The sequence below is a fragment of the Nonomuraea indica genome (assembly GCF_002850745.1).
In the GTDB taxonomy this organism is placed as follows: domain Bacteria; phylum Actinomycetota; class Actinomycetes; order Streptosporangiales; family Streptosporangiaceae; genus Nonomuraea; species Nonomuraea indica.
Map to the genome: position 1 here is coordinate 106,368 of NZ_KZ559476.1, position 20,371 is coordinate 126,738.

Here is a 20,371-nt window from a genome sequence, read left to right on the forward strand (position 1 = left end):
GCGCCTTCCTATAGGGATGCGAAAAGTTTCGTCAACCCTTTGCAGGCGTTACAAACCCGTTATCGATATATCGCTAACTGCGTATCAGCAGCTCAGTGGGGATGTTAGATCGACAGCGCCTCGTTAACATTTTGATGCGACCCGTGGATGCACTACAACCGGTTGCATTTACGATCATGACTGGGCATGCCGTCCGCCAGAGGCCCCCGAGGCCGCGCGGCAGGCGAGCCGGCGCCCCCTGCCGCCATGCCGCCGGACCTACCAGACGCCTCCCAGCTCGTTGAGCGTGAACACCCCGCCGGCCCGGTCGTGCAGCGGCTCGCCCAGGTCGGGCTCGCCCTGCTCGGCGACGACCCGGGCGGCGTACGCCTCGGAGTCGTCACGCGGCACGTAGCCGATGGCCCGCGCCTCGTCCAGCGACCACCAGCGGCGCCGGTTGTCCGAGACCCCCCAGACGACGTGGTACCCGGGCGCGACCAGCGCCGCCTCCAGCAGGCGCGCGCAGTCGTCCGGCGAGATCCAGGTGGCCAGGCCGCGCGTGTCGCCCGAGGCCTCGTTGCAGGTGCCCAGGCGGATCACGGTCACGTTCATGCCGAACCTGTCGTGGTAGAGGCTGCCGAGCGCCTCCATCACGACCTTGCTGACGCCGTAGTACGTGTCGGGCCGGGGGAAGGCGTAGTCGGGCAGGTCCGCGCCGCCCGCCGGCCGGGTGTGGAAGCCGGCCGCGTGGTGGCTGCCCATCAGGACGACCTGCCGGACCCCTTCCCTGCGCGCGGCCTCCAGCAGCACCTGGGTGCCGTTGATGTTGGCGTGGACGATGTCGGCCCAGGGGCGCTCCCGGCTCTGGCCGCCGAGATGGATCACCGCGTCGACGCCCTTCATCGCCGCCGCCATGGCCGCCTCGTCCGCGACGTCGGCCGTCACCGCCTCCTCCCCCGGCCCCGGCTCCGGCGGCACGAGGTCGGACAGGCGGAGCGTGCGGCCGTCACGGGCGAGACGGGGACGCATGAGCGTGCCGACCTTGCCGGCGGCACCTGTCATGAGAATGCGCATGGTCCCCTTGTACACAAAGCTGTCAGATATTCACATCCTTGAATGTTGACCGTGATCTGTGTCACTCGTTACGTTCACATGAACCGATGACAGATGCGCGATAGCTGTCCAAGGATGTGAACAGGAGGCGGTCCATGTCACGCCAGTTGCTGGGAGTCGCGCTCACCACGGCACTCGCCGTCACGCTGACAGGCTGCGGCTCCGGGGGATCCGGATCGGGTGACGAGGCGTTGGAGATCTGGATCAGGCAGCCACCCGAGTCCGCCTCCGCCAGGACGGCCGCGAAGCTGGCCGAGGGGTTCACCAAGGCCAGCGGGATCAGGACCAAGGTGGTCGCGATCTTCGACGACTTCGAGACCAAACTGCAGCAGCAGGCGGCGCAGCGGCGGCTGCCCGACATCGTCATCAACGACACCGCCCAGCTCGGCAACATGAACACCCAGGGCTGGATCCGCGAGGTCGACAAGGCCCGGATCGCCGGCGGCGACCAGCTCTCCGACCTGGCATGGCAGGCGGCCCTGGGCAGCGACGGCAAGCACTACGCGGTGCCCTTCTCCGCCCAGTCCTTCGCGCTCGTCGTGCGCAGGGACTGGCGCGAGAAGGTCGGCATGGAACCGCCCGCCACCTGGGCGGACTTAGCCAGGCTGGCCAAGGCGTTCACCGACGGCGATCCCGACGGCAACGGCCGGAAGGACACCTCGGGGTTCGTCATCCCGGCCGGCACCAAGCGCGGCTACGCCTCCTGGTACGCCGCCTCCCTGATCCACGCCAACGGCGGCGACTTCGTCAAGGCCGGCGGGGGCGGGAGGTTCGCCTCCACGGTCAGCGACCCCAGGACCGTGGAGGCCGTGCAGTACCTGCAGGACCAGTTCTGCACGAGCAGGACCGTCAACCCGGGCGCGGTCAGCAACGACACGACCGTCACCCACGAGGTGTTCGAGAAGGGCCAGGGCGGCATCTACCTCACGGGCCCGTGGATGCTGGCCAGGTTCGTCAAGAGCCTCGGGACCGACAGGATCGAGGTCCTGCCGGTGCCCAAGGGCCCGTCCGGCGGCCCCGGCACCCTCGGCGAGGGCGAGAACGTCTACCTGATGGCCGGCTCCGGCAACGAGGCGGGCCAGCAGAGGTTCGCCGAGTACGCCGCCTCCCCCGACGGCCAGCGGATCGGCATGAACAAGGACGCCGACGGCGCCATCGTCCGGCTGCCGGTCAACTCCCGGGTCGACCTGGCCGCCGAACGGCAGGACCCGCGCTGGAAGGTGTTCCAGGACTCCTACGCCCACGCGGTGTACGCACCGCCTGTCCCCAACTGGGCGCCCATCCGCCAGACCTCCGCCGACACCATCAACGCCGTGTGGGCCGACTGCTCGGCCGACGTCAAGGCCGCGATGGCGGACCTCCACACCAAGCTGACGGCGGAGCTCCAGTCGCAGAAGGCCTCCTGACATGGTCCCCGGCAGCGGACGGGAGGGCGACCCGGCATGACGGCGGCCCCCACCCCCACGCCGGCTCCCGCGCCCGCGCGCACACCGGAGCCCGCCGCCCCGGCTCCCTCCGGCCGCCGCCCAGGGCGGGGGCCACGGCGGGGCACGCTGGTCGCCTGGGCGTTCCTCGCCCCGGCCCTGGTGCTGTTCCTGTACTTCAAGTTCATCCCCATGTTCGAGGGCCTGCGGATGAGCCTCTTCGAGGTCCGCTACGTCGGCGACCGGTTCGTGGGCCTGGACAACTACCGCCGGATCCTCACCGACGACGCCTTCACCCAGGCGATCTGGCACAGCGTCGTGCTGGCCGTCGGCACCACGGCCGGCTCGATCGTGCTGGGCCTGGTGCTGGCGCTGCTCGTCGAGGGTCCGGCCCGCTACCTGTGGTTCGTCAGGACGGCGGCGTTCCTGCCGGTGGTGACCACGATGGCGGTCGTCGCCGAGGTGTGGCGGATCATGTACCACCCCGCCGACACGGGCCTGATCAACTCGATCCTGGGCTGGGCGGGCATCGCCCCGCAGCCCTTCCTGGCCGGCGAGGACTCCTCGCTGCTGTCGATCATGGGCATGAGCGTCTGGCGGGGTGCCCCCTACGACATGATGATCTTCCTGGCGGGGCTGGTCGGCGTGGACCGCTCGCTGTACGAGGCGGCCGCCGTGGACGGCGCGTCCACCTGGCGCCGGCTGCGGCACATCACGCTGCCCGCGCTGCGGCCGGTGTTCTGGATCCTGTTCACCCTGGCCGCCATCCGGGGGCTGCGCGTGTTCGTCGAGGTGTACGTGCTCACCAACGGCGGACCGAACGGCTCGTCCGAGGTGCTGATGACGCTGATCTACAAGCTGGGGTTCCAGAAGGGCGAGCTGGGCATCGCGGCGGCCGGCGGGATCGTGCTCTTCGTGGCGACCCTGCTGCTCACCGTGCTGGTCCAGGTCATGCGCGGGAGGCAGGCGGCATGAGGAGATTCGACAGCGCCCTCGGGCTGGAGGCCGCCCGTGGACCGGTGGCGACCCTCTTCAAGGTCCTGGTTCACGGCACCATGATCGTGGTCTTCACCGGCCCGCTCGTCGGCCTGCTGGTCAGCGCCTTCAGCAGGACGCTGGACCCGACCGGCTTCACGCTGTGGCCGGACGCGCTGAGCCTCACCAACTTCGTCCAGGCCGCCGACAAGAACGTCTACACCTACCTGCTCAACTCCTTCGTGGTGGTCGGTTTCGGGCTGCTGCTGCAGGTGCTCGTGAGCGTCTTCGCCGCCTACGCGCTGGCGCGCAAGAAGTTCCGGGGCATGACGGTCGTGATGCTCGTCATGCTGACGACCATGATGCTGCCCGAGGAGATCATCGCCATCCCGCTCTCCCTGGTGATCGCCGACCTGCCGCTGCTCCACCTCGACCTCGTCGGGACGTACGCGGGCATGATCCTGCCCGTGGGAGCCTGGGGGTTCTCGATCCTCGTCATGACCGAGTTCATGAAGGAGGTGCCGGTGGAGCTGGAGGAGGCGGCGCGGATCGACGGGGCCGGCGAGTTGCGGACGTTCTTCACGATCATCCTGCCGCTGTGCCGGCCGGCGCTCGGCGTGATCGGCGTCTTCGGCTTCACCATGATCTGGGACCAGTACCTGCTCCCCCTCATCGTGGCCACCGAACCCGACATGTGGACCCTGCCCATCGCCCTGCGCTCGCTGCGCTCGGACGAGGAGGTGGGTATCGGCGTGCTGCTCGCGGCCTCGCTGCTGGCCCTCCTGCCGTCGATCATCGCGTTCCTGGCCTTCCAGCGGCAGTTCATGCGCGGGCTGACCAGCGGTGCGGTGAAGGGCTGAACGTCCATGTACGTGGACGCGATCCCATATGCTGACACGAGGAGAACCGTTGTCGAGATGGGATGGATATGGAGCCGCAGCTGGTCAAGTCCGCCGAACGGACGGTCCGCATCCTGGAGGCCCTGGCCGCCTCCCCGGAGGCGCTGACGCTGTCACAGCTGCAGCAGCGCACCGGCTTCCCGCGCAGCAGCCTGCATGCGCTCATGCGCACCTTGGTCGAGCTCAAGTGGGTCGAGACCGACTCGGGGGCGTTCGGCATCGGGCCGCACGCCCTGCTGACCGGCACGGCGTACCTCGACAAGGACCCGGCGCTGCCGTTCGCCCAGCAGGCCCTGGAGGACCTGCGCGACGAGATCGGGCACACCGTCCACTTCGCCCGCCGCGACGAGGCCCACGTGCTCTACCTGGCCACGCGGGAGTCGCGCGACGCCCACCACGTCATCCCCCGGGTGGGCAGGCGGCTGCCCGCGCACGTGACGGCCCTCGGCCAGGCGCTGCTCGCGCAGCTCACCGACGACGAAGTGGCCGCCGTGCTGCCCCGCTCGCTGGAGGCCATGACCGAGCACACGATCACCGACCTGGTCAAGCTCACCGAGGAGCTGGACCAGGTCCGCACCCGGGGCTGGGCCCACGAACGCGAGCAGGGCACTCCCGGCGTCGCCTGCGTGGCCGTGGCCGTCGACTACCGGATCCCCGCCACGGACGCCATCAGCTGCTCCATGCCGGCCGAGCTTGGCCCCGCCCACGTCGAGCGGATCACCCAAGCCATGATCACCCACACCCGCAGGCTCGCCGCCACCCTCCGGCGGGAGGGCATCCGCTAGCCCCCGGCGGGGCGCATCCGCCAGGCGCCGGGAGAACACCGCCGGGCACCAGGAGAACACCGCCAGGCACCAGGAGAACACCGCCAGGCGCCGGGAGAACATCCGCCGAGCACCGGGAGAACATCCGCCCGACCGTCGGCGGGAGGACAACACGCGTCGGCAGGACATCCGCGAGAACTCCGGCGGGAGGGAAACCCGCCAGAAAGGACTGCTCATGCGCCTGGACGGCGTTCTCTTCTTCCCCGTGACCCCCTTCGGCCCCGACGGGGCCGTGGACAGCGAGATGCTCGCCGAACACGTCGCCCGCGGAGTCGCGGCAGGGGCCGGAGGGGTGTTCGCCGCGTGCGGCACGGGCGAGTTCAACGCCCTCGACCTCGACGACTACACCACGGCCGTGACCACGAGCGTCGTCGCCACGTCCGGACGGGTACCGGTCTTCGCCGGAGCGGGCGGCACGCTGCCCGCCGCCAAGGCCGTCGCCCGCGCCGCCGCCGCCCAGGGCGCCGACGGGCTGCTGCTCATGCCGCCCTACCTGGTCACCGCTCCCGCCGACGGCCTGGTCCGCTACGTGCTGGAGGTGAGCGAGGAGAGCGGGCTGCCCGTAGTCATCTACCAGCGGGGCACCGCCCGCTTCACCCCCGCCGCGGTGGCCGAGCTGGCGCGGACGCCGAACGTGATCGGGTTCAAGGACGGGCTGGGCGACTTCGACCTGCTCCAGCGCATCATCCTGACCGTGCGCCGGGCCACCGACCGGCCGTTCACGTTCTTCAACGGGCTGCCGACGGCCGAGCTGACCGTGCCCGCCTACCGGGGGCTCGGGGTGAGCCTCTACTCCAGCGCCGCCTTCGCCTTCGTCCCGGAAGTCGCGCTCGCCTTCCACCGGGCCGTCACGGCCGGGGACGAGGAGCTGACGCGCCGGCTGCTCACGGGGTTCTTCATGCCGCTGGTGGAGCTGCGGGACCTCGTGCCGGGGTACGCGGTGTCGCTGGTGAAGGCGGGGGTGCGGCTACGCGGGCTGGATGTGGGCGGGGTCCGGCCGCCGCTGCTCGACCCGTCGCCGGAGCACGTCGCCAGACTGGACGAGATCATCACGGCCGGCCTGGAGACAGCCGTCCCCTGACCACGCCCGCTGCCTCCCGCCTTCCCGAACCCCCACCTCCCGCCTTCCCGAACCCCCGCCTCCCGCCTTTTCGAGCCCCCGCGCCCCGCGCCCCGACCGGTCCCGCCGTCCCGGGTCACGCACACGACCCCCGCCACCGCCCCGCCCAACGGCGGGCCACGACGGGGGTCGCGGGAAACGGCCGCCTCCCCACCATGCGCCCGCACCTGCCCGCCACACGCCTGCGGGCAGAGCCCGAGACGCGCTGAGCGATGGCCACGCGCCGTGACCAGGAGCCGCGACCAGGCGACGTCACCCGGCGACGTCACCCGGCAGCGTCACGCGGCGACGTGACCAGGCGCCGTGACCACGCCGTGACGACGGCGCCGTCACCAGGCACCGTCACCAGGCGCCGTCAGCAGGTGACGTGGCCAGGCAGGAGCAGTGCTCAGTGAGGCGCCGGCGAGGGTCTCAGGATGCGCGCAGGGCGCCGTCGACGCGCTGCGGCACACCCAGCGGGTTCGAGTCCTTGAGCTCGTCCGGCAGCAGCGCCTCCGGCCAGTCCTGGTAGGCGCGGGGGGCCAGCCACCGGTCGATGGCCGTCGCCCCGACGGAGGTGTGCGCGGGCGCGGTGGACGACGGCCACGGACCGCCGTGGTGCATCGCCCAGCACACCGCCACCCCGGTCGGCCAGCCGTTCCAGATGAGCCGCCCGGCCTTGCGGCCGAGCACCTCCGCCACCGGCTCCGCCTCACGCGGATCGGCCGCGTGGACGGTCGCCGTCAGCGACCCCTCCAGCCGCTCCAGCACGGCGGGCAGATCCTCGACGTCCCGGTAGGTCACCACGATGGAGGCCGGACCGAAGCACTCCTCGGCGATCCGCGGCAGCCCCTGCTCGAACGATCGCAGGTCCGTGGTGAACACCTTGGGCGTCACCGCCCAGCTGCCCTCACCCGGCTTGCCCTCGGCCAGCAGGGTGAGCTCCCCGAGCCGTTCGACGCCGCCCAGATAGCCGTCGCGGATCCGCTCGGCCAGCATCGGGCCGCCCGTGGTGCCCTCGACGGCCGCGGCCAGCGCCTTGCGCAGCTCGTCGTCGTCCGGGACGAACATCAGCCCCGGATTCGTGCAGAACTGCCCGACCCCGAGCGTCAGCGAGCCCGCGAACCCGCCCGCCACGTCGGCAGCGGGCGCGGACGGCAGCACGACGACCGGGTTGACGCTGCCCAGTTCGCCGAAGAACGGGATGGGCACCTCGCGCTCGTCGATGAGCGCCTGGATCGCCTTGCCTCCCGCCACGGAACCGGTGAACCCTGCCGCGACCACCGCGGGGTGCCGCACCAGGTCGGCGCCGGCCTGCATGCCCTGGACCAGCCCGAGCAGCTCCGGCTGCGGCAGAGCCTCGCGGACGATCCGGGCGACACGCTCGGAGGTGTTGGGGTGGCCGGGGTGGGCCTTGACCACCACGGGACAGCCCGCGGCCAGCGCGGACGCCGTGTCGCCACCGGCCACCGAGAACGCGAACGGGAAGTTGCTCGCCGAGAACACGGCGACGACGCCCTGCAGCGCGTGCTTCATCCGGCGCACATCGGGCCTGGGCGGGACGGCGGACGGGTCGGCGTGGTCGACGACGGCGTCGAGATAGCCGCCGTCCCTGATCACCTGCGCGAAGAGCCTGAACTGCCCGGCCGTACGGGCCACCTCGCCGCGCAGCCGTACCTCACCGAGGGCGGTCTCCTGGTCGGCGATCTGCCACAGCTCGTCCACGTGCGCGGCCAGCGCGTCGGCGACGGCCTCCAGCGTGACCGCCCGCTCGGCAGCGGGTGTGGCCCGCCAGGCGGCGCCGGCGGCGGCCGCGGCGGAGACGATCGCGTCGACCCCGTCACGGTCCGTCTCGGGCAGCGCCGCGCCCACCGTCTCCCCGGTCCTGGGATCGTATCCGTAGATCATGGATTGGCCCTTCGGAGTCTTGACACCTTCTCCGCCCGATTCTTACAGTTGCCGCACCTGTCTACAAATCTGGCCGTTGTTCACATATATGGACGGTGATCGCATGATCATCCGAAGGATCGAGGTCACCCCTGTCGCGTTCCGCGACCCGCCCCTGTTGAACGCCGCCGGAGTGCACGAGCCATGGGCGCTCCGCACCATTGTGGAGGTGGTCACCGACGAGGGACTGAGCGGGCTCGGCGAGACGTACGGCGACCTCGAGCACCTCACCAAGGTGCGGGACAGCGCCGAGGCCCTCGTCGGCCTGGACGTGCACGCCACCAACGAGATGTACGCGCGGATCGCCTCCGTGGTCGGCGACGTGGTGAGCGACCTGCACGGGCTCACCGGCATGGCCACCCGGGAGAAGAGCGTCGACCGGGTGTTCGCGGCATTCGAGGTGGCCTGCCTGGACATCCGCGGCAGGGCGGCCGGGGTGCCGGTGACCGATCTGCTCGGCGGCCGGGTGCGTGACGCCGTGCCGTACAGCGCGTACCTCTTCTACAAGTGGGCCGGTCACCCCGGCGCCGAACCGGACCGGTTCGGCGAGGCGCTCGACCCGGCCGGCGTCGTCGCTCAGGCCGCACTCATGATCAAGGAGTACGGCTTCGCCTCGATCAAGCTGAAGGGCGGCGTCTTCCCGCCCGAGCAGGAGATCGAGGCGATCAAGGCACTGCACGAGGCGTTCCCCGGCATGCCGCTGCGTCTCGACCCGAACGCCGCCTGGACCGTCGAGACCTCCGTCCGGGTCGGGCGCGAACTCGCAGGCAAGCTGGAGTACCTGGAGGACCCCACCCCGGACATCCCGGGCATGGCGCAGGTGGCCGCCCAGGTGCCGATGCCGTTGGCGACCAACATGTGCGTAGTCACCCGCGAGCATCTGCCGCCGGCCATCGCGCAGCACGCCGTCCAGGTGCTCCTGCTGGACCATCACTACTGGGGCGGGCTGGTCCGCTCGGCGCACGTCGCCTCCCTCTGCGCCACGTTCGGGCTCGAACTGTCCATGCACTCCAACTCCCACCTCGGCATCAGCCTGGCCGCGATGACCCACCTGGCCGCCGCCACCCCCAACCTCACGCACGCCTGCGACACGCACACCCCATGGCAGAACGGCCAGGACGTCGTCGTGTCCGGCAGCCTGCGCTTCATCGACGGCTCGGTGCCCGTGCCGGCCGGTCCCGGCCTGGGCGTCGAACTGGACCGCGATGCCCTGGCCGTCATGCACGAGCAATACCTGACGTGCGGGATCGTCCGGCGCGACGACGCCGGGTACATGCGCCGCTTCGACTCCGCCTTCACCGCCCGGCGAGCATTCTGGTGACCCCCGCTCTCCCCCGGCCACACACCCGGAGGGACTGACCGCCACCCTCCCCGCCTCGCGCTGCTGCCCGGGGCAGCGGCCTGCATGCCCACCGGGCACGCGACCCCGGAGCCTGACCCCCTCTCCCCTACGAACGTCCGTCGGACACGCATCCTGCTGACCGCCCTTCCGGAACAGCCGCACCGCATCACAGGCACCGTTTTCCCTCCCGCAAGGAGACCGTCGCCTTGAACGTCGCCTACGCCTACCCCTGGGACATCGTCGGCGATCCCTCGGCCGCCTCACGGCTCGCCGACCTCGGGGTCGAGGCGGTGGCCGTGGCCGCCAGCTATCACTCCACCCGCGCGGCCACCCCTTACCACCCGTCCCACCGGGTGCTCGACGTGCCGCACGCGGCCTTCTACCTCCCGGTCCGACCAGCCGCCTGGGGCCGGCTGGCGCCGCTGACCCCCACCTGGACCGCCCCGGACGCGTACCTGCGGGCCAGCGACGCGCTGCGCTCGGCAGGTCTTCGGGTCCACGCATGGACGGTGCTCACCCACAACTCCGCTCTCGGCACCGCCCACCCCGACCTGGTGGTGCGCAACGCCTTCGGGGATCCCTATCCGCACGCCCTCTGCCCCGCCTTCGCGGACGTCGTCGACTACTGCGAACGCATGGTGCGCGAGGTCCTCACCGTGGGACGTCCGGACGGGTTGATCCTCGAGGCCTGCGGCCCCATGGGCTTCGGCCACCAGAGCATGCACGAGAAGACGGCCGGCGCCGACTGGACGGCCACGGACATGGACCTGCTGTCTCTCTGCTTCTGCTCGGCCTGCGCCGACCGCTACCCGCGCGGCACCAGGGGCCGCGTCCGAGCGGCCATCGACGACCCCGCTGAGCCCGGAGGGACGACCGGCAGCACCCCTCAGGCCGGGACGCCATCCATCGACGAGGCCCTCGGCCCTTTCGCCGAGGAGGTACGCGCCGCCCGCGTCGACCTGTCGGCCTCGCTTCGCCGCCGTCTCCTCGCAGCGGCCCGCGAAACCGCCCCCAACGTCCCGATCACCGTGCACGCCAACCCGGACCCGTGGGCCGTGGGCGCGTTCGCGCCCCTGCCGGACGGCGAACCCGGCGCCGACGTCCTGGTGGCCAACTGCTGGGGAGACCCCGCCACGGACGCCGCCCGCCTGACCCGCCTCAGCGAACTCTGCGGTCCCGGCCAGCGCGTGGGCGCCTATGTCCTGGGCCTCCCCCCACGCCCGGCCGACGCCCCGGCCCTCGCCGACCTCCTGCGCGCCTATGCCAAGACAGGAGCAGCCGAGTTCCACCTCTACCACGCGGGCCTGGCCTCTCCACGCCGTCTGGCGGTCATGGCCGAAGCTCTCCGCCTCACCGGCTGAGGTCGCGAACACCTCCGACCGAGGCAGGTGCCCGCGAAACGGCCATCGCGTCATCTCCGAGCTATGACCTGGACCGAAGGAGGCGATGGCCGCAGGCCCATCGTGCCGCCTTCGCTCTCCCCGGCGAGGCGAATCCCACCAACAGCCCGCCTCCACCGCACGGTATGGACCACAGGCTCCGGCGCCTGCCGGAAGAGCACCGGTTGAGCTACGTCGCCACCGTGCCCAGGTGTCAGGCCGGCATGAGCCTGACCGCTCCCACGAGCCACACCCCGACGTGCTTCGGGCCACCACGGCACGTGCGCACACATTCATGGCGAAGGTCCCCCAGCGGGGGATACCAACCCGCCCTCGTACGCCGCGATCACCAGCTGAGCTCTGTCCCTGGCGTCCAGCTTGGCCAGCAGACGACTGATGTGAGTCTTGACCGTCGCCGAGCTCAGCTGCAGGTGCGCGGAGATCTCGGCGTTGGACAGCCCGCGGGCGATCAGAGTGAGCACCTCACGCTCCCGCTCGGTGACCCCGTCGAGTCCTCGGATCGTCGGCGTGACCGGAATGCGGGCGAACTCCTCGATCAACCTGCGTGTCACCGTGGGAGCCAGCAACGCCTCTCCTCGGGCGACCACCCGGACAGCGGCCAGCAAGTCGGCCGGCGGGGTGTCCTTCAGCAGGAATCCGCTGGCGCCGGCGCGGAGTGCGTCGTAGACGTAGGCGTCGAGGTCGAACATGGTCACGATGAGGACGCGGGACGCGGTGCCGATGCGCCTGGTGGCCTCGATCCCGTCCATCTCCGGCATCCGAACGTCCATCAGCACCACGTCGGGACGCTCCTCCATCGCTATGGACACGGCCTCGGCACCCGTCCCGGCCTCCCCCACCACCATGAGATCGGGCTCGGAGTCGACCAGCACCCTGAAGCTTCCTCTGAGCAGTGCCTGATCGTCCGCGACGAGGACGCGGATCACGAGACACCCCGGTAGGGAAGCGTCGCCGAAACGCGGAATCCTCCGCTCGGCAGGGGGCCGGCCTCGAACACGCCGCCGAAGGTCATGACCCGTTCGCGCATCCCGATCAGCCCGTGGCCGATCCCGGTCACGGGCGTCGCCCGCCGTGCCGGCCCGTCATCGATCACCTCGATCCGCACCTCCCGCGCATCGGCCACCACGGACACCCGGCACCGGGCGGGCGCCGCGTGTTTGACCACGTTGGTGAGCGCTTCCTGCACGATCCGATACACCGAAAGCTCCACTCCTTCAGGCAGCCGCTGCCCAGCCGGCCGCCCGTGACCGCTCTCCCGGCCGTCGCCGCCGGAATGGAGTCTGACGTCGAGCTCCACCTCGACCCCCGCCATCCTGGCTCGCTCGGCCAGTTCCCAGACCCTGTCGAGGTCGGGTGCCGGCCCCCGGTCAGGTGCGTCGGCCGAGCGCAGCACGCCGAGCAGCTGACGCATCTCCACAAGTGCGCTGCGGCTCACCGTTTCGATGACGCGCAGGGCGTCATGGGCCTCCTCCGGGTGCGTGCGCAGCACGTGGTTGGCCACACCCGCCTTCACGGCGATCATCCCCACGCTGTGCGTGACCACATCGTGCAGCTCGCGGGCGATGCGCAACCGTTCCTCCGTCACAGCCCTCTCAGCGAGCCTGTCCGCGTCACGCGCGGCGAACAGCCGGCGCTCGCGCACGGCGCGGCCGACCGTCCACGCGCCTCCCAGCGCGGCGACGCCCACAAGCGGCACATCCATGTCCATGAGCCAGGTGGGAGCACCGTCCTGGGGAGTCCCGCCCATCGTCACCAGGCCGATCACGGTGATCAGGGTGAGCACCGCGATCGCCGTGGTCGGCACCCACACCCCTTTCTCGTCCACCAGCGCGACGACGTAGAGCGCGTAAGCGGGCGCCACGTAGGCGAAGGTGACGGAACCCAGCACCACGGCCGCGATCGAGACCGTCAGCGTGAGGCAGAAGATCTGAACAGGCCACACGCGGCGCAAGGCCAGCGGCAGGCCCAGACCGAAGGAGAGGATCAGGCCCCCCAGCGGCAGCCCGGCCACGGGCCTGACCATGGTGAGGAACAACAGCGAGAACACCAGCCCCGCCACCGCGTCCAGCCCGATCAGCTGGCCACGGCTGAGACGCCTGGCGAAGAGAGGGTACGGCTCGTGCACGCGTAGACCGTAGCCAATGATGCGGGACCGGCACGTCAGCCCACGGTCTGACGTTGAGGTTCGGACCGTGGTCCGATGCGCCGAAGGCCCGCCATGCCGCATCTTCTTCAGCGTGATCGAACTTCACCACCTGACCAAGCGCTACGGCGACACCCTCGCCGTGCACGACCTGTCCTTCAGCGTGGCACCGGGGCACGTGACGGGGTTCCTGGGGCCCAATGGCGCCGGCAAGTCCACCACCATGCGCCTCATCCTCGGTCTCGACGCCCCCACCTCGGGAAAGGCGCTCGTCAACGGCCGGCCCTACATGTCGCTCGCCAGGCCCATGCGCGAGGTGGGCGCGCTGCTCGACGCCAACGCCGTGCACGGCGGGCGCAGCGCGTACAACCATCTCCTCTGCCTGGCCCGCACCAACGACATCGGGCCGCGGCGGGTGGCCCAAGTGCTGGAGCAGGTCGGCCTCGCAGGCGTGGCACGCAAGCGCGTGGGCGGTTTCTCCCTGGGCATGAAACAGCGGCTCGGCATCGCCGCGGCATTGCTCGGCGATCCCAGGGTGCTGATGTTCGACGAGCCGGTCAACGGCTTGGATCCCGACGGGGTGCGCTGGATCCGCGACCTCATGTGCTCACTCGCGGCCGAGGGGCGGACGGTCCTGCTGTCCAGCCACCTCATGAGCGAGATGGCACTGACGGCCGAGCGCATCGTCATCGTCGGCCGTGGTCGGCTGATCGCCGAAGCCACCGTCGCGGAGCTCATCTCGCGTTACCACACACTCGAGGACGCCTACATGGCCCTCACCGCCGGCAGCGTGCAGTTCGGAGTGTCGTCATGATGAGAGCGGTCGTCGCCTCCGAGTTGCTGAAGCTGCGCTCCGTCACCACGACCTATCGCGCGATCGGTGTGGCTGCGCTGATGGTGGTCCTCGGTGCTGTGTGGACGTTCTACGTCGGCACGATGGCCGACGAACGTGGATCGATACGCGCGGCGGCACCCGAGCAGGGGTTCTTACCACTCCTCCAGACAAGCCTGGCGCTGCTGGGCGTCCTGGCGATCACTTCTGAGCTCGCCACCGGCATGGTCCGCACGAGCCTTGTCGTCGTCCCGAGAAGAGGGGTCCTGTTCGCAGCCAAGGCCGGGGTCGTGGGCGCCGTCACCTTCGGCGGGGCCGTGACCATCCTTCTGACCACGTATGCGACAAGTCGCCTCATAGCTGGCGACCGGCTTCTCGGGTTCAACCAGTCGTCCCTCGCCGCCGACCTGCCGATGCTGCTGGCTTCAGGGCTGTCGGTGACGGTCCTGGCGCTCGTGGGGTTGGGGCTGGGCTGCGCCACCCGCTCCACGGCGGCAGGGATCGTGTCGGTGGTGTCGCTACTGTTCGTCCTGCCCGGAATCGCCACCTATCTCCCCCCTCCGTGGAACACCCGGGTCGCCTCGTTCATGCTGCCCAACCTGGTGCCGCAGATCGCGGGCGACCAACTCTCCCGGCGCCTGGGTGACGGTCTCCTGCCACCCTGGGCCGCCCTCGCAACACTGATCTTCTACGCCGCCGTCACCCTGGGCGCCGCGTTCTACCTGTTCAAGAGACGCGATGCGTGACCGCACCGGCTCGACCTGGTCGAGCATCCGCGTCAGAGAGGGGGATGCATGAACACGCTCGCCTCGGAGTGGCTGAAGGTCCGCTCGGTCCGCTCCACCTACCTCAATCTCGTTCTCAGCCTGGGCAGCGTTCTCCTTGGTGTGGCGGTCGCGTGGACGTCCGCCGGCATGTACGACAGCGCCCCGCTCCATCGGCGCGCGCAAGCCGCTCTCACAGAGCTCGAAGAGGTGGTAGTGATCGTGCCCCAGCTCTGCATGGGCATCATGGGCGTGCTTGCCTTCACGTCCGAACACGTGACGGGGATGCTCAGGACGAGTTTCACCGTCGTGCCCCGGCGCTGGCCGGTGCTCATGGCGAAATCCGCTGTCATTGGGCTGCTCGGCCTGCTGGCAGGCGCGATCACCGTGTTCGGCACCTACTTCCTGTGCCGTCTCGTCGTCGGTGACCGCTTCTCAGGGGTCTACACGACGCCCTTCCTCGAAAGGCTCCCGACCCTTGTCACCACCAGCCTCTCGGTGCCCGTCTTCGCGCTGCTCGGCCTCGGTGCGGGCGCCATCCTGCGATCCACGGCCGGCGCTGTTGCGACCCTCGTCGGACTCGCCTACGTGATCCCGATGATCTGCGGCAACCTGCCCGAGCCGTGGAGCGAGCGCCTGGGCTCGCTCATGATCGGAGGACTCCCCCGGCAGATCACGGGAGCGGACCTCACCCACTCCGTGTACGGCTCGCAGTTGGCGCCTTGGGCGGCGGCCGCCGTCATGGCCGTCTACGCGACGTTGCCGATCCTCGCGGGTGCGTTACTCGTCCGCCGCAGAGCCGCCTGAGACGACGGACCCGCATACGGGGTATGAGCATCATCCGGCAGGCTCGGCGCCACCGCGGCGCGGTCAACGGCATTCAGCGGCGCTCCTCCTACCCCCTTCGGTTGTGCGTACGTACTTCCGGCGTCGGCCGCTCAGACGCCGCACAGCGGCCTGGCGAGAAGCCGCTCCCTGGGGGAACGAAGGAGTCACGGACTGCTCGCATCCGGAGGCGCACTACGATCGGCCCAAAGGAGGGCACATGACGGTACATATCACCAACGCGCCCCAGGCACGCCGCTACGAAGCCCGGTTGGACGAGCAGGAGGAAGTCGCCGGGTTCGCCGAGTACATCCTCACGTCGGAGCTGATCGCCTTCGTGCACACCGAAGTCGACCCTGCCCACGAAGGTAAGGGCATCGGCTCGGCGCTGGTCCGCACCTCACTGGACGAGGCACGGAAGTCCGGCCTGCGGGTGCTGGCCACCTGCCCCTTCTACGCGGGATGGATCGAGCACCACCCCGAGTACGCCGATCTCCTCTACCAGAGCACGAGCCGGGTCACCGACTGAGACATCCAACCGACTGCGCAGGTGCTGTATGGCCTGGCTTCGGACATCGGCCAGAGGCTGTTGGGCTCAGGGCCCGAAGGCTTACGGGACCGGACTGCACTTCGGCACCGAGTCTTGAAGCCCGTGGCACAGCAGACAACCCGTGGCGCGGCAGACAAAGCGCGCCTGACCGCCGTACACCAGGCGAGCCGCCGAGGTGTACGGGGCTCAAGGCCGCCCGCGGCCCGCAAGGCGCCCGCAGCCTGAGGGGGTCCCGGGCCTTGAGGCCGCCCGTAGGCGGGCCTCAAGGATGCCGTCGGCAACAAGGCCTCCCCGTAGCCTCAAGGCAGCCCCCTCCAGGTGGCCCTTCGAGGCGCACGGGCCTCAGACCTGCGCAGCCCACCGGCCCGTGCGTGGCCTCAGACCTGCGTAACCCACCGGCCCGTGCGTGGCCTCAGACCTCGACGTTGGACGCCCCGAAGGCCATCGAAAACCCCGAAGGCCTCGGCAAACTCCAAGGCCTCAGAGCATTCCGAGGCCTTGGAGAACTCGAGTGCCGTCTCAGACTTCGAGCACCACAGGGATGATCATCGGACGACGGCGGTAGGTGTCGCTGACCCAGCGCCCGACCGTGCGGCGGACCACCCGCCGGATCTCCTGCATGTCGACCACCCCGTCGGCCGCCTTGGCCTCCAGGGCCTTCTCGATCTGCGGGATGAACTCGTCGAACTGCGCCGGGTCGATGCCGGAGCCACGCGCGTGGATCTCCGGCCCGGCGGTGAGCTTGCCGGTGTTGGAGTCGACCACGATGACGACCGAGATGAAGCCCTCGTCGCCGAGGATCCTGCGGTCCTTGAGCGACGTGTCGGTGATCTCGCCGACCGAGGAGCCGTCGACGTAGACGTAGCCGGCGTGGACTGCGCCGACGATCCTGGCCCGGCCGTCGACCAGGTCGACCACGACCCCGTCCTCGGCGATGACGATGTGGTCCTGCGGCACGCCGGTGAGCGCGGCGAGCTTCGCGTGTGCCCGTAGGTGCCGCCATTCGCCGTGCACCGGCATGAAGTTGGACGGACGCGTCAGGTTGAGGACGTAGAGCAGTTCGCCCGCCGCCGCGTGACCGGAGACGTGCACCTTGGCGTTGCCCTTGTGCACGACACGGGCACCCCAGCGGGTCAGACCGTTGATCACCTTGTTGACGGCGGTCTCGTTGCCGGGGACCAGCGACGAGGCCAGCAGCACGGTGTCGCCCTGCGCGATCCTGATGGGGTGGTCGCGGTTGGCCATGCGCGACAACGCGGCCATCGGCTCGCCCTGGGAGCCGGTGCAGACGAGCACCACGTCCTGGGGCGGCCACTCCTCGATGTCGCGGGAGTCGACGATCAGCCCCGGCGGCACCTTGAGGTAGCCGAGGTCACGCGCCACGCCCATGTTGCGCACCATCGAGCGGCCCACCAGGGCCACCTTGCGGCCGTGCCGGGCGGCCGCGTCCATGACCTGCTGGATGCGGTGCACGTGCGAGGCGAAGCTGGCCACGATGACCCGCTGCTCCGAAGTACGGATGACCTCGTCGATGACCGGCCCGATCTCCCGTTCGCTGGTGACGAACCCCGGCACCTCGGCGTTGGTGGAGTCGGACATGAGCAGGTCGACGCCCTCGCTGCCGAGCCTGGCGAATCCGCCCAGGTCGGTGAGGCGTCCGTCGCTCGGCAACTGGTCCATCCGGAAGTCGCCGGTGTGCAGCACGATGCCGGCCTGCGTCCGGATGGCCACGGCCAGCGCGTCGGGGATCGAGTGGTTGACCGCGAGAAACTCGCACTCGAACGGCCCGAACGTGTGCCGTTCGCCCTCGACCACCTGGAGCTTCGTGGGCTGGATCCGGTGCTCGGTGAGCTTGGCCTCGATGAGGGCGAGGGTGAGCTTGGAGCCGACGAGCGGTATGTCGCGCCGCTCTCGCAACAGGTAGGGGACGGCGCCGATGTGGTCCTCGTGCGCGTGGGTCAGCACCAGGGCCTCGACGTCGTCGAGGCGGTCCCTGATGTACTCGAAGTCGGGCAGGATGAGGTCGACGCCCGGCTGGTCCGGCTCGGGGAACAGAACCCCGCAGTCGACGATCAGCAGCCGGCCGTCGTACTCGAAAACGGCCATGTTCCTGCCGATTTCGCCCAGTCCGCCCAGCGCGACGATGCGCAGGCCGCCCTCAGGAAGCGCCGGCGGGGGACCCAGTTCAGGATGTGGATGGCTCATGTCCGCCCCCCGTGGTCAAATCGTGTTCTCAAAACTCCCGGTTCCTCCCCGTTCCTATACGTCTGACAACTTCACCCCGCCGGCTACCAGGCAGGCACGCAGCTCGGCGTTTTGCTTCTCTGTCGCGGCCACCAGCGGCAGCCGCACCGGCCCGACGGGCATGCCCACCATGCCCAGCGCGGCCTTCGCCATGATTGCGCCCCCCGCGCTCATCATGATCCCGTCGACCACGGGCGCGATCTGGCGGTGCACGGCGAGGGCCTCGGCCACGTCGCCGGCCCGGTACAGGTCGATCATGCGGGCCAGCTCGCTGCCGACCACGTGACCGACGACGCTGACGAAACCCGCCGCCCCGATCGACAGCCAGGGCAGGTTGAGCAGGTCGTCGCCGGAGTAGAAGGCGAGGCCGGTGGCCGTCATGACCTGACTGCCGGCGAACAGGTCGCCCTTGGCGTCCTTCACGGCCACGACCCGCTCGTGCTGGGCCAGCCGGATCAGGGTCGTGCTCGAGATGGGCACGCCGCTACGGCCCGGAATGTCGTAGAGCATCACCGGCAGGTCGGTAGCGTCGGCCACCGCGGCGAAATGCTGATAGAGCCCTTCTTGCGGGGGCTTGTTGTAGTAGGGCGTCACGACGAGCAGGCCGTGCGCCCCGACCCTGGCGGCCGCCTTCGCCAGCCGGACACTGTGGTGGGTGTCGTTGGAGCCGGCACCGGCCACCACGGTCGCGCGGTCGCCGACCGCTTCCAGCACCGTGCCGAGGATGCGCTCCTTCTCCTCGTCGGAGGTGGTGGGCGACTCGCCGGTCGTCCCGCTCACGACAAGGCCGTCGTTGCGCTGCTCGTCCACGAGGTAGGTGGCGAGCCGGCGCACGGCGGGATAGTCGACCGCGCCATCGGAGGTGAAGGGCGTGACCATCGCGGTCAGCATGCGGCCGAAGGGTGCGTCCGTGGTTCCAGTGGGCGGTGCCATAGTGCGAACGCTACCTGGATTCCGCAAACCGGTGGACGCCGCCACCCCGCTTTGCCAGCTTGAGGCCGCCCTTTATCACACCGTTCCATGCCATCTGGGGGCATGTCCGGCCGTACCGGGAAGGAGGTTGCCGTACGGGAACCTGTGGGAAGAGGCCGCCGATATGTGCTCGGGGGTACACACATCGACGACCTCTACCGGCTAATCGGTGCACCTTACGTCGGCGTTACAGGGTTTCTCAGATGATTCTTCCGGTCCGCAAAGTTGGGGCTCCAAGTCTGTTCGATGACGGTCGGTTACCTGTCGAATACGGCAACATGGGGCAACGCCTCACCCGAACCCCCCAGGGATGGACTAGTGGCCACCTCAGATCCGGTCTACCTGCGCGTCGTCGAAGACATCCGGCGGCAGATCATCGACGGCACGCTTCCCCCCGGCGCCCCCATCCCCTCCCGGGCGCAACTGACCCGCAAGTACCAGGTCGGCGAGACGGCGGCTCGGCACGCCCTGCGCGTCCTGGCGGGCGAGGGCCTCATCATCGGCCGCGTGGGGTCAGGCCACTACGTCAGGGACCGCCCCGTCCTCGCCCCGCTGCACCGGTGGCGGTTCCTCGACCGTCCCGCCCCGTTCGCCGCGGACCTGCAGGCCCAGGGCCGGCGCGTGACGTGGGACTGGCACAGCGAGCCCGTCGAGGCGGGCCCCGACCTCGGCAGGCGGCTGAAGGTCGACGGCTCGGCGACGCTGACCAGGACCCACTACATCTTCCGCGGCGACGGCAAACCCCTCCAGCTCGCGACCTCGTACGAGCCGCTGGAGCTCGCCGTGCACGGGGAGGACGAGCGGCGCGGCCTGGTGGCGCGGATGCACACGCTCGGGATCAAGATCACCGAGGTGGTCGAGAGCGTCCACACCCGGCCGCCGCGCCCGGCGGAGATCGACGCGCTGCACCTGGCGGCGGGCGTGCACGTCCTGCATGTGGAGCGTACGCACTGGGCGGGCGACCGGCCGGTCGAGACGAGCGACATCGTCATTCCGGGCGACCGGTTCCGCGTCATGTACAGCATGCCCCTGTGAGGGG

The 20,371-nt window shown here is 70.1% G+C and carries 17 protein-coding genes and 1 pseudogene; 12 read left to right on the top strand and 6 right to left on the bottom strand.

Annotated elements, in window-relative coordinates; translation table 11 throughout:
* Positions 1 to 258: 258 nt before the first annotated feature.
* The gene (locus CXR44_RS26120) at positions 259 to 1,053 is read right to left on the bottom strand and encodes an NAD-dependent epimerase/dehydratase family protein (RefSeq protein ID WP_245899413.1); all 795 of its coding nucleotides are present in this window, start codon (positions 1,051 to 1,053) and stop codon (positions 259 to 261) included.
* A 134-nt stretch (positions 1,054 to 1,187) separates the two neighbouring features.
* On the opposite strand from CXR44_RS26120, the gene CXR44_RS26125 reads away from it, so the two are divergent.
* The 5 genes from CXR44_RS26125 (at position 1,188) to CXR44_RS26145 (ending at position 6,295) form a co-directional block, all read left to right on the top strand.
* Positions 1,188 to 2,498, top strand: coding sequence for a sugar ABC transporter substrate-binding protein (locus CXR44_RS26125; RefSeq protein WP_101788764.1), 1,311 nt, complete (start codon positions 1,188 to 1,190; stop codon positions 2,496 to 2,498).
* 36 nt (positions 2,499 to 2,534) lie between these two features.
* Entirely contained in the window at positions 2,535 to 3,491 is a 957-nt protein-coding gene (locus CXR44_RS26130; protein ID WP_101788765.1) for a carbohydrate ABC transporter permease, read from the top strand.
* Positions 3,488 to 4,351: a carbohydrate ABC transporter permease gene (locus CXR44_RS26135; RefSeq protein ID WP_101788766.1), complete on the top strand. Its 864-nt coding sequence runs from the start codon at positions 3,488 to 3,490 to the stop codon at positions 4,349 to 4,351. Before CXR44_RS26130 ends, CXR44_RS26135 begins: the two co-directional genes overlap by 4 nt.
* Before the next feature lie 68 nt (positions 4,352 to 4,419).
* Entirely contained in the window at positions 4,420 to 5,175 is a 756-nt protein-coding gene (locus CXR44_RS26140) for an IclR family transcriptional regulator (protein ID WP_101788767.1), read from the top strand.
* 214 nt (positions 5,176 to 5,389) lie between these two features.
* Entirely contained in the window at positions 5,390 to 6,295 is a 906-nt protein-coding gene (locus CXR44_RS26145; protein WP_101788768.1) for a 5-dehydro-4-deoxyglucarate dehydratase, read from the top strand.
* Positions 6,296 to 6,745: 450 nt separating this feature from the next.
* Here the strand turns inward: CXR44_RS26145 and CXR44_RS26150 are convergent, their stop codons facing one another.
* Positions 6,746 to 8,221, bottom strand: coding sequence for an aldehyde dehydrogenase (NADP(+)) (locus tag CXR44_RS26150; protein ID WP_101788769.1), 1,476 nt, complete (start codon positions 8,219 to 8,221; stop codon positions 6,746 to 6,748).
* Positions 8,222 to 8,324: 103 nt separating this feature from the next.
* Here CXR44_RS26150 and CXR44_RS26155 point away from each other — a divergent pair, with 103 nt between their 5' ends.
* Both CXR44_RS26155 and CXR44_RS26160 read left to right on the top strand, forming a co-directional pair.
* The gene (locus CXR44_RS26155) at positions 8,325 to 9,581 is read left to right on the top strand and encodes a glucarate dehydratase family protein (protein ID WP_101788770.1); all 1,257 of its coding nucleotides are present in this window, start codon (positions 8,325 to 8,327) and stop codon (positions 9,579 to 9,581) included.
* A gap of 227 nt (positions 9,582 to 9,808) precedes the next feature.
* Complete coding sequence (locus CXR44_RS26160) at positions 9,809 to 10,963, top strand: hypothetical protein (protein WP_101788771.1); 1,155 nt, start codon at positions 9,809 to 9,811, stop codon at positions 10,961 to 10,963.
* A gap of 311 nt (positions 10,964 to 11,274) precedes the next feature.
* Here the strand turns inward: CXR44_RS26160 and CXR44_RS26165 are convergent, their stop codons facing one another.
* Together CXR44_RS26165 and CXR44_RS26170 are read right to left on the bottom strand one after the other, a co-directional pair.
* A complete protein-coding gene (locus tag CXR44_RS26165) occupies positions 11,275 to 11,928 on the bottom strand; it encodes a response regulator (RefSeq protein WP_101788772.1) in 654 nt (217 codons plus the stop codon).
* Positions 11,925 to 13,229, bottom strand: coding sequence for a sensor histidine kinase (locus CXR44_RS26170; protein WP_101788773.1), 1,305 nt, complete (start codon positions 13,227 to 13,229; stop codon positions 11,925 to 11,927). The genes CXR44_RS26165 and CXR44_RS26170 overlap by 4 nt, the downstream gene beginning before the upstream one ends.
* A gap of 10 nt (positions 13,230 to 13,239) precedes the next feature.
* On the opposite strand from CXR44_RS26170, the pseudogene CXR44_RS26175 reads away from it, so the two are divergent.
* The 4 genes and pseudogenes from CXR44_RS26175 to CXR44_RS26190 all read left to right on the top strand — a co-directional run.
* Positions 13,240 to 13,884 (top strand): annotated as a pseudogene (locus tag CXR44_RS26175) (ABC transporter ATP-binding protein); the annotation flags it as partial.
* A gap of 71 nt (positions 13,885 to 13,955) precedes the next feature.
* Entirely contained in the window at positions 13,956 to 14,723 is a 768-nt protein-coding gene (locus tag CXR44_RS26180) for an ABC-2 transporter permease (protein ID WP_101788774.1), read from the top strand.
* A gap of 48 nt (positions 14,724 to 14,771) precedes the next feature.
* A complete protein-coding gene (locus CXR44_RS26185; protein WP_101788775.1) occupies positions 14,772 to 15,548 on the top strand; it encodes an ABC transporter permease in 777 nt (258 codons plus the stop codon).
* A gap of 238 nt (positions 15,549 to 15,786) precedes the next feature.
* Positions 15,787 to 16,095 carry a GNAT family N-acetyltransferase gene (locus tag CXR44_RS26190; RefSeq protein ID WP_101788776.1) on the top strand — a complete coding sequence of 103 codons (309 nt, stop codon included), beginning with the start codon at positions 15,787 to 15,789 and terminating at the stop codon, positions 16,093 to 16,095.
* A 540-nt stretch (positions 16,096 to 16,635) separates the two neighbouring features.
* Here the strand turns inward: CXR44_RS26190 and CXR44_RS26195 are convergent.
* Positions 16,636 to 18,321, bottom strand: a complete 1,686-nt coding sequence (locus CXR44_RS26195; RefSeq protein ID WP_101788777.1) for a ribonuclease J — start codon at positions 18,319 to 18,321, stop codon at positions 16,636 to 16,638.
* A gap of 54 nt (positions 18,322 to 18,375) precedes the next feature.
* The gene (gene dapA, locus CXR44_RS26200; protein ID WP_101788778.1) at positions 18,376 to 19,293 is read right to left on the bottom strand and encodes a 4-hydroxy-tetrahydrodipicolinate synthase; all 918 of its coding nucleotides are present in this window, start codon (positions 19,291 to 19,293) and stop codon (positions 18,376 to 18,378) included.
* Between the two features lie 357 nt (positions 19,294 to 19,650).
* Between dapA and CXR44_RS26205 the strand changes: the two genes are divergently transcribed.
* Positions 19,651 to 20,367: a GntR family transcriptional regulator gene (locus CXR44_RS26205; protein WP_101788779.1), complete on the top strand. Its 717-nt coding sequence runs from the start codon at positions 19,651 to 19,653 to the stop codon at positions 20,365 to 20,367.
* Positions 20,368 to 20,371 lie beyond the last annotated feature (4 nt).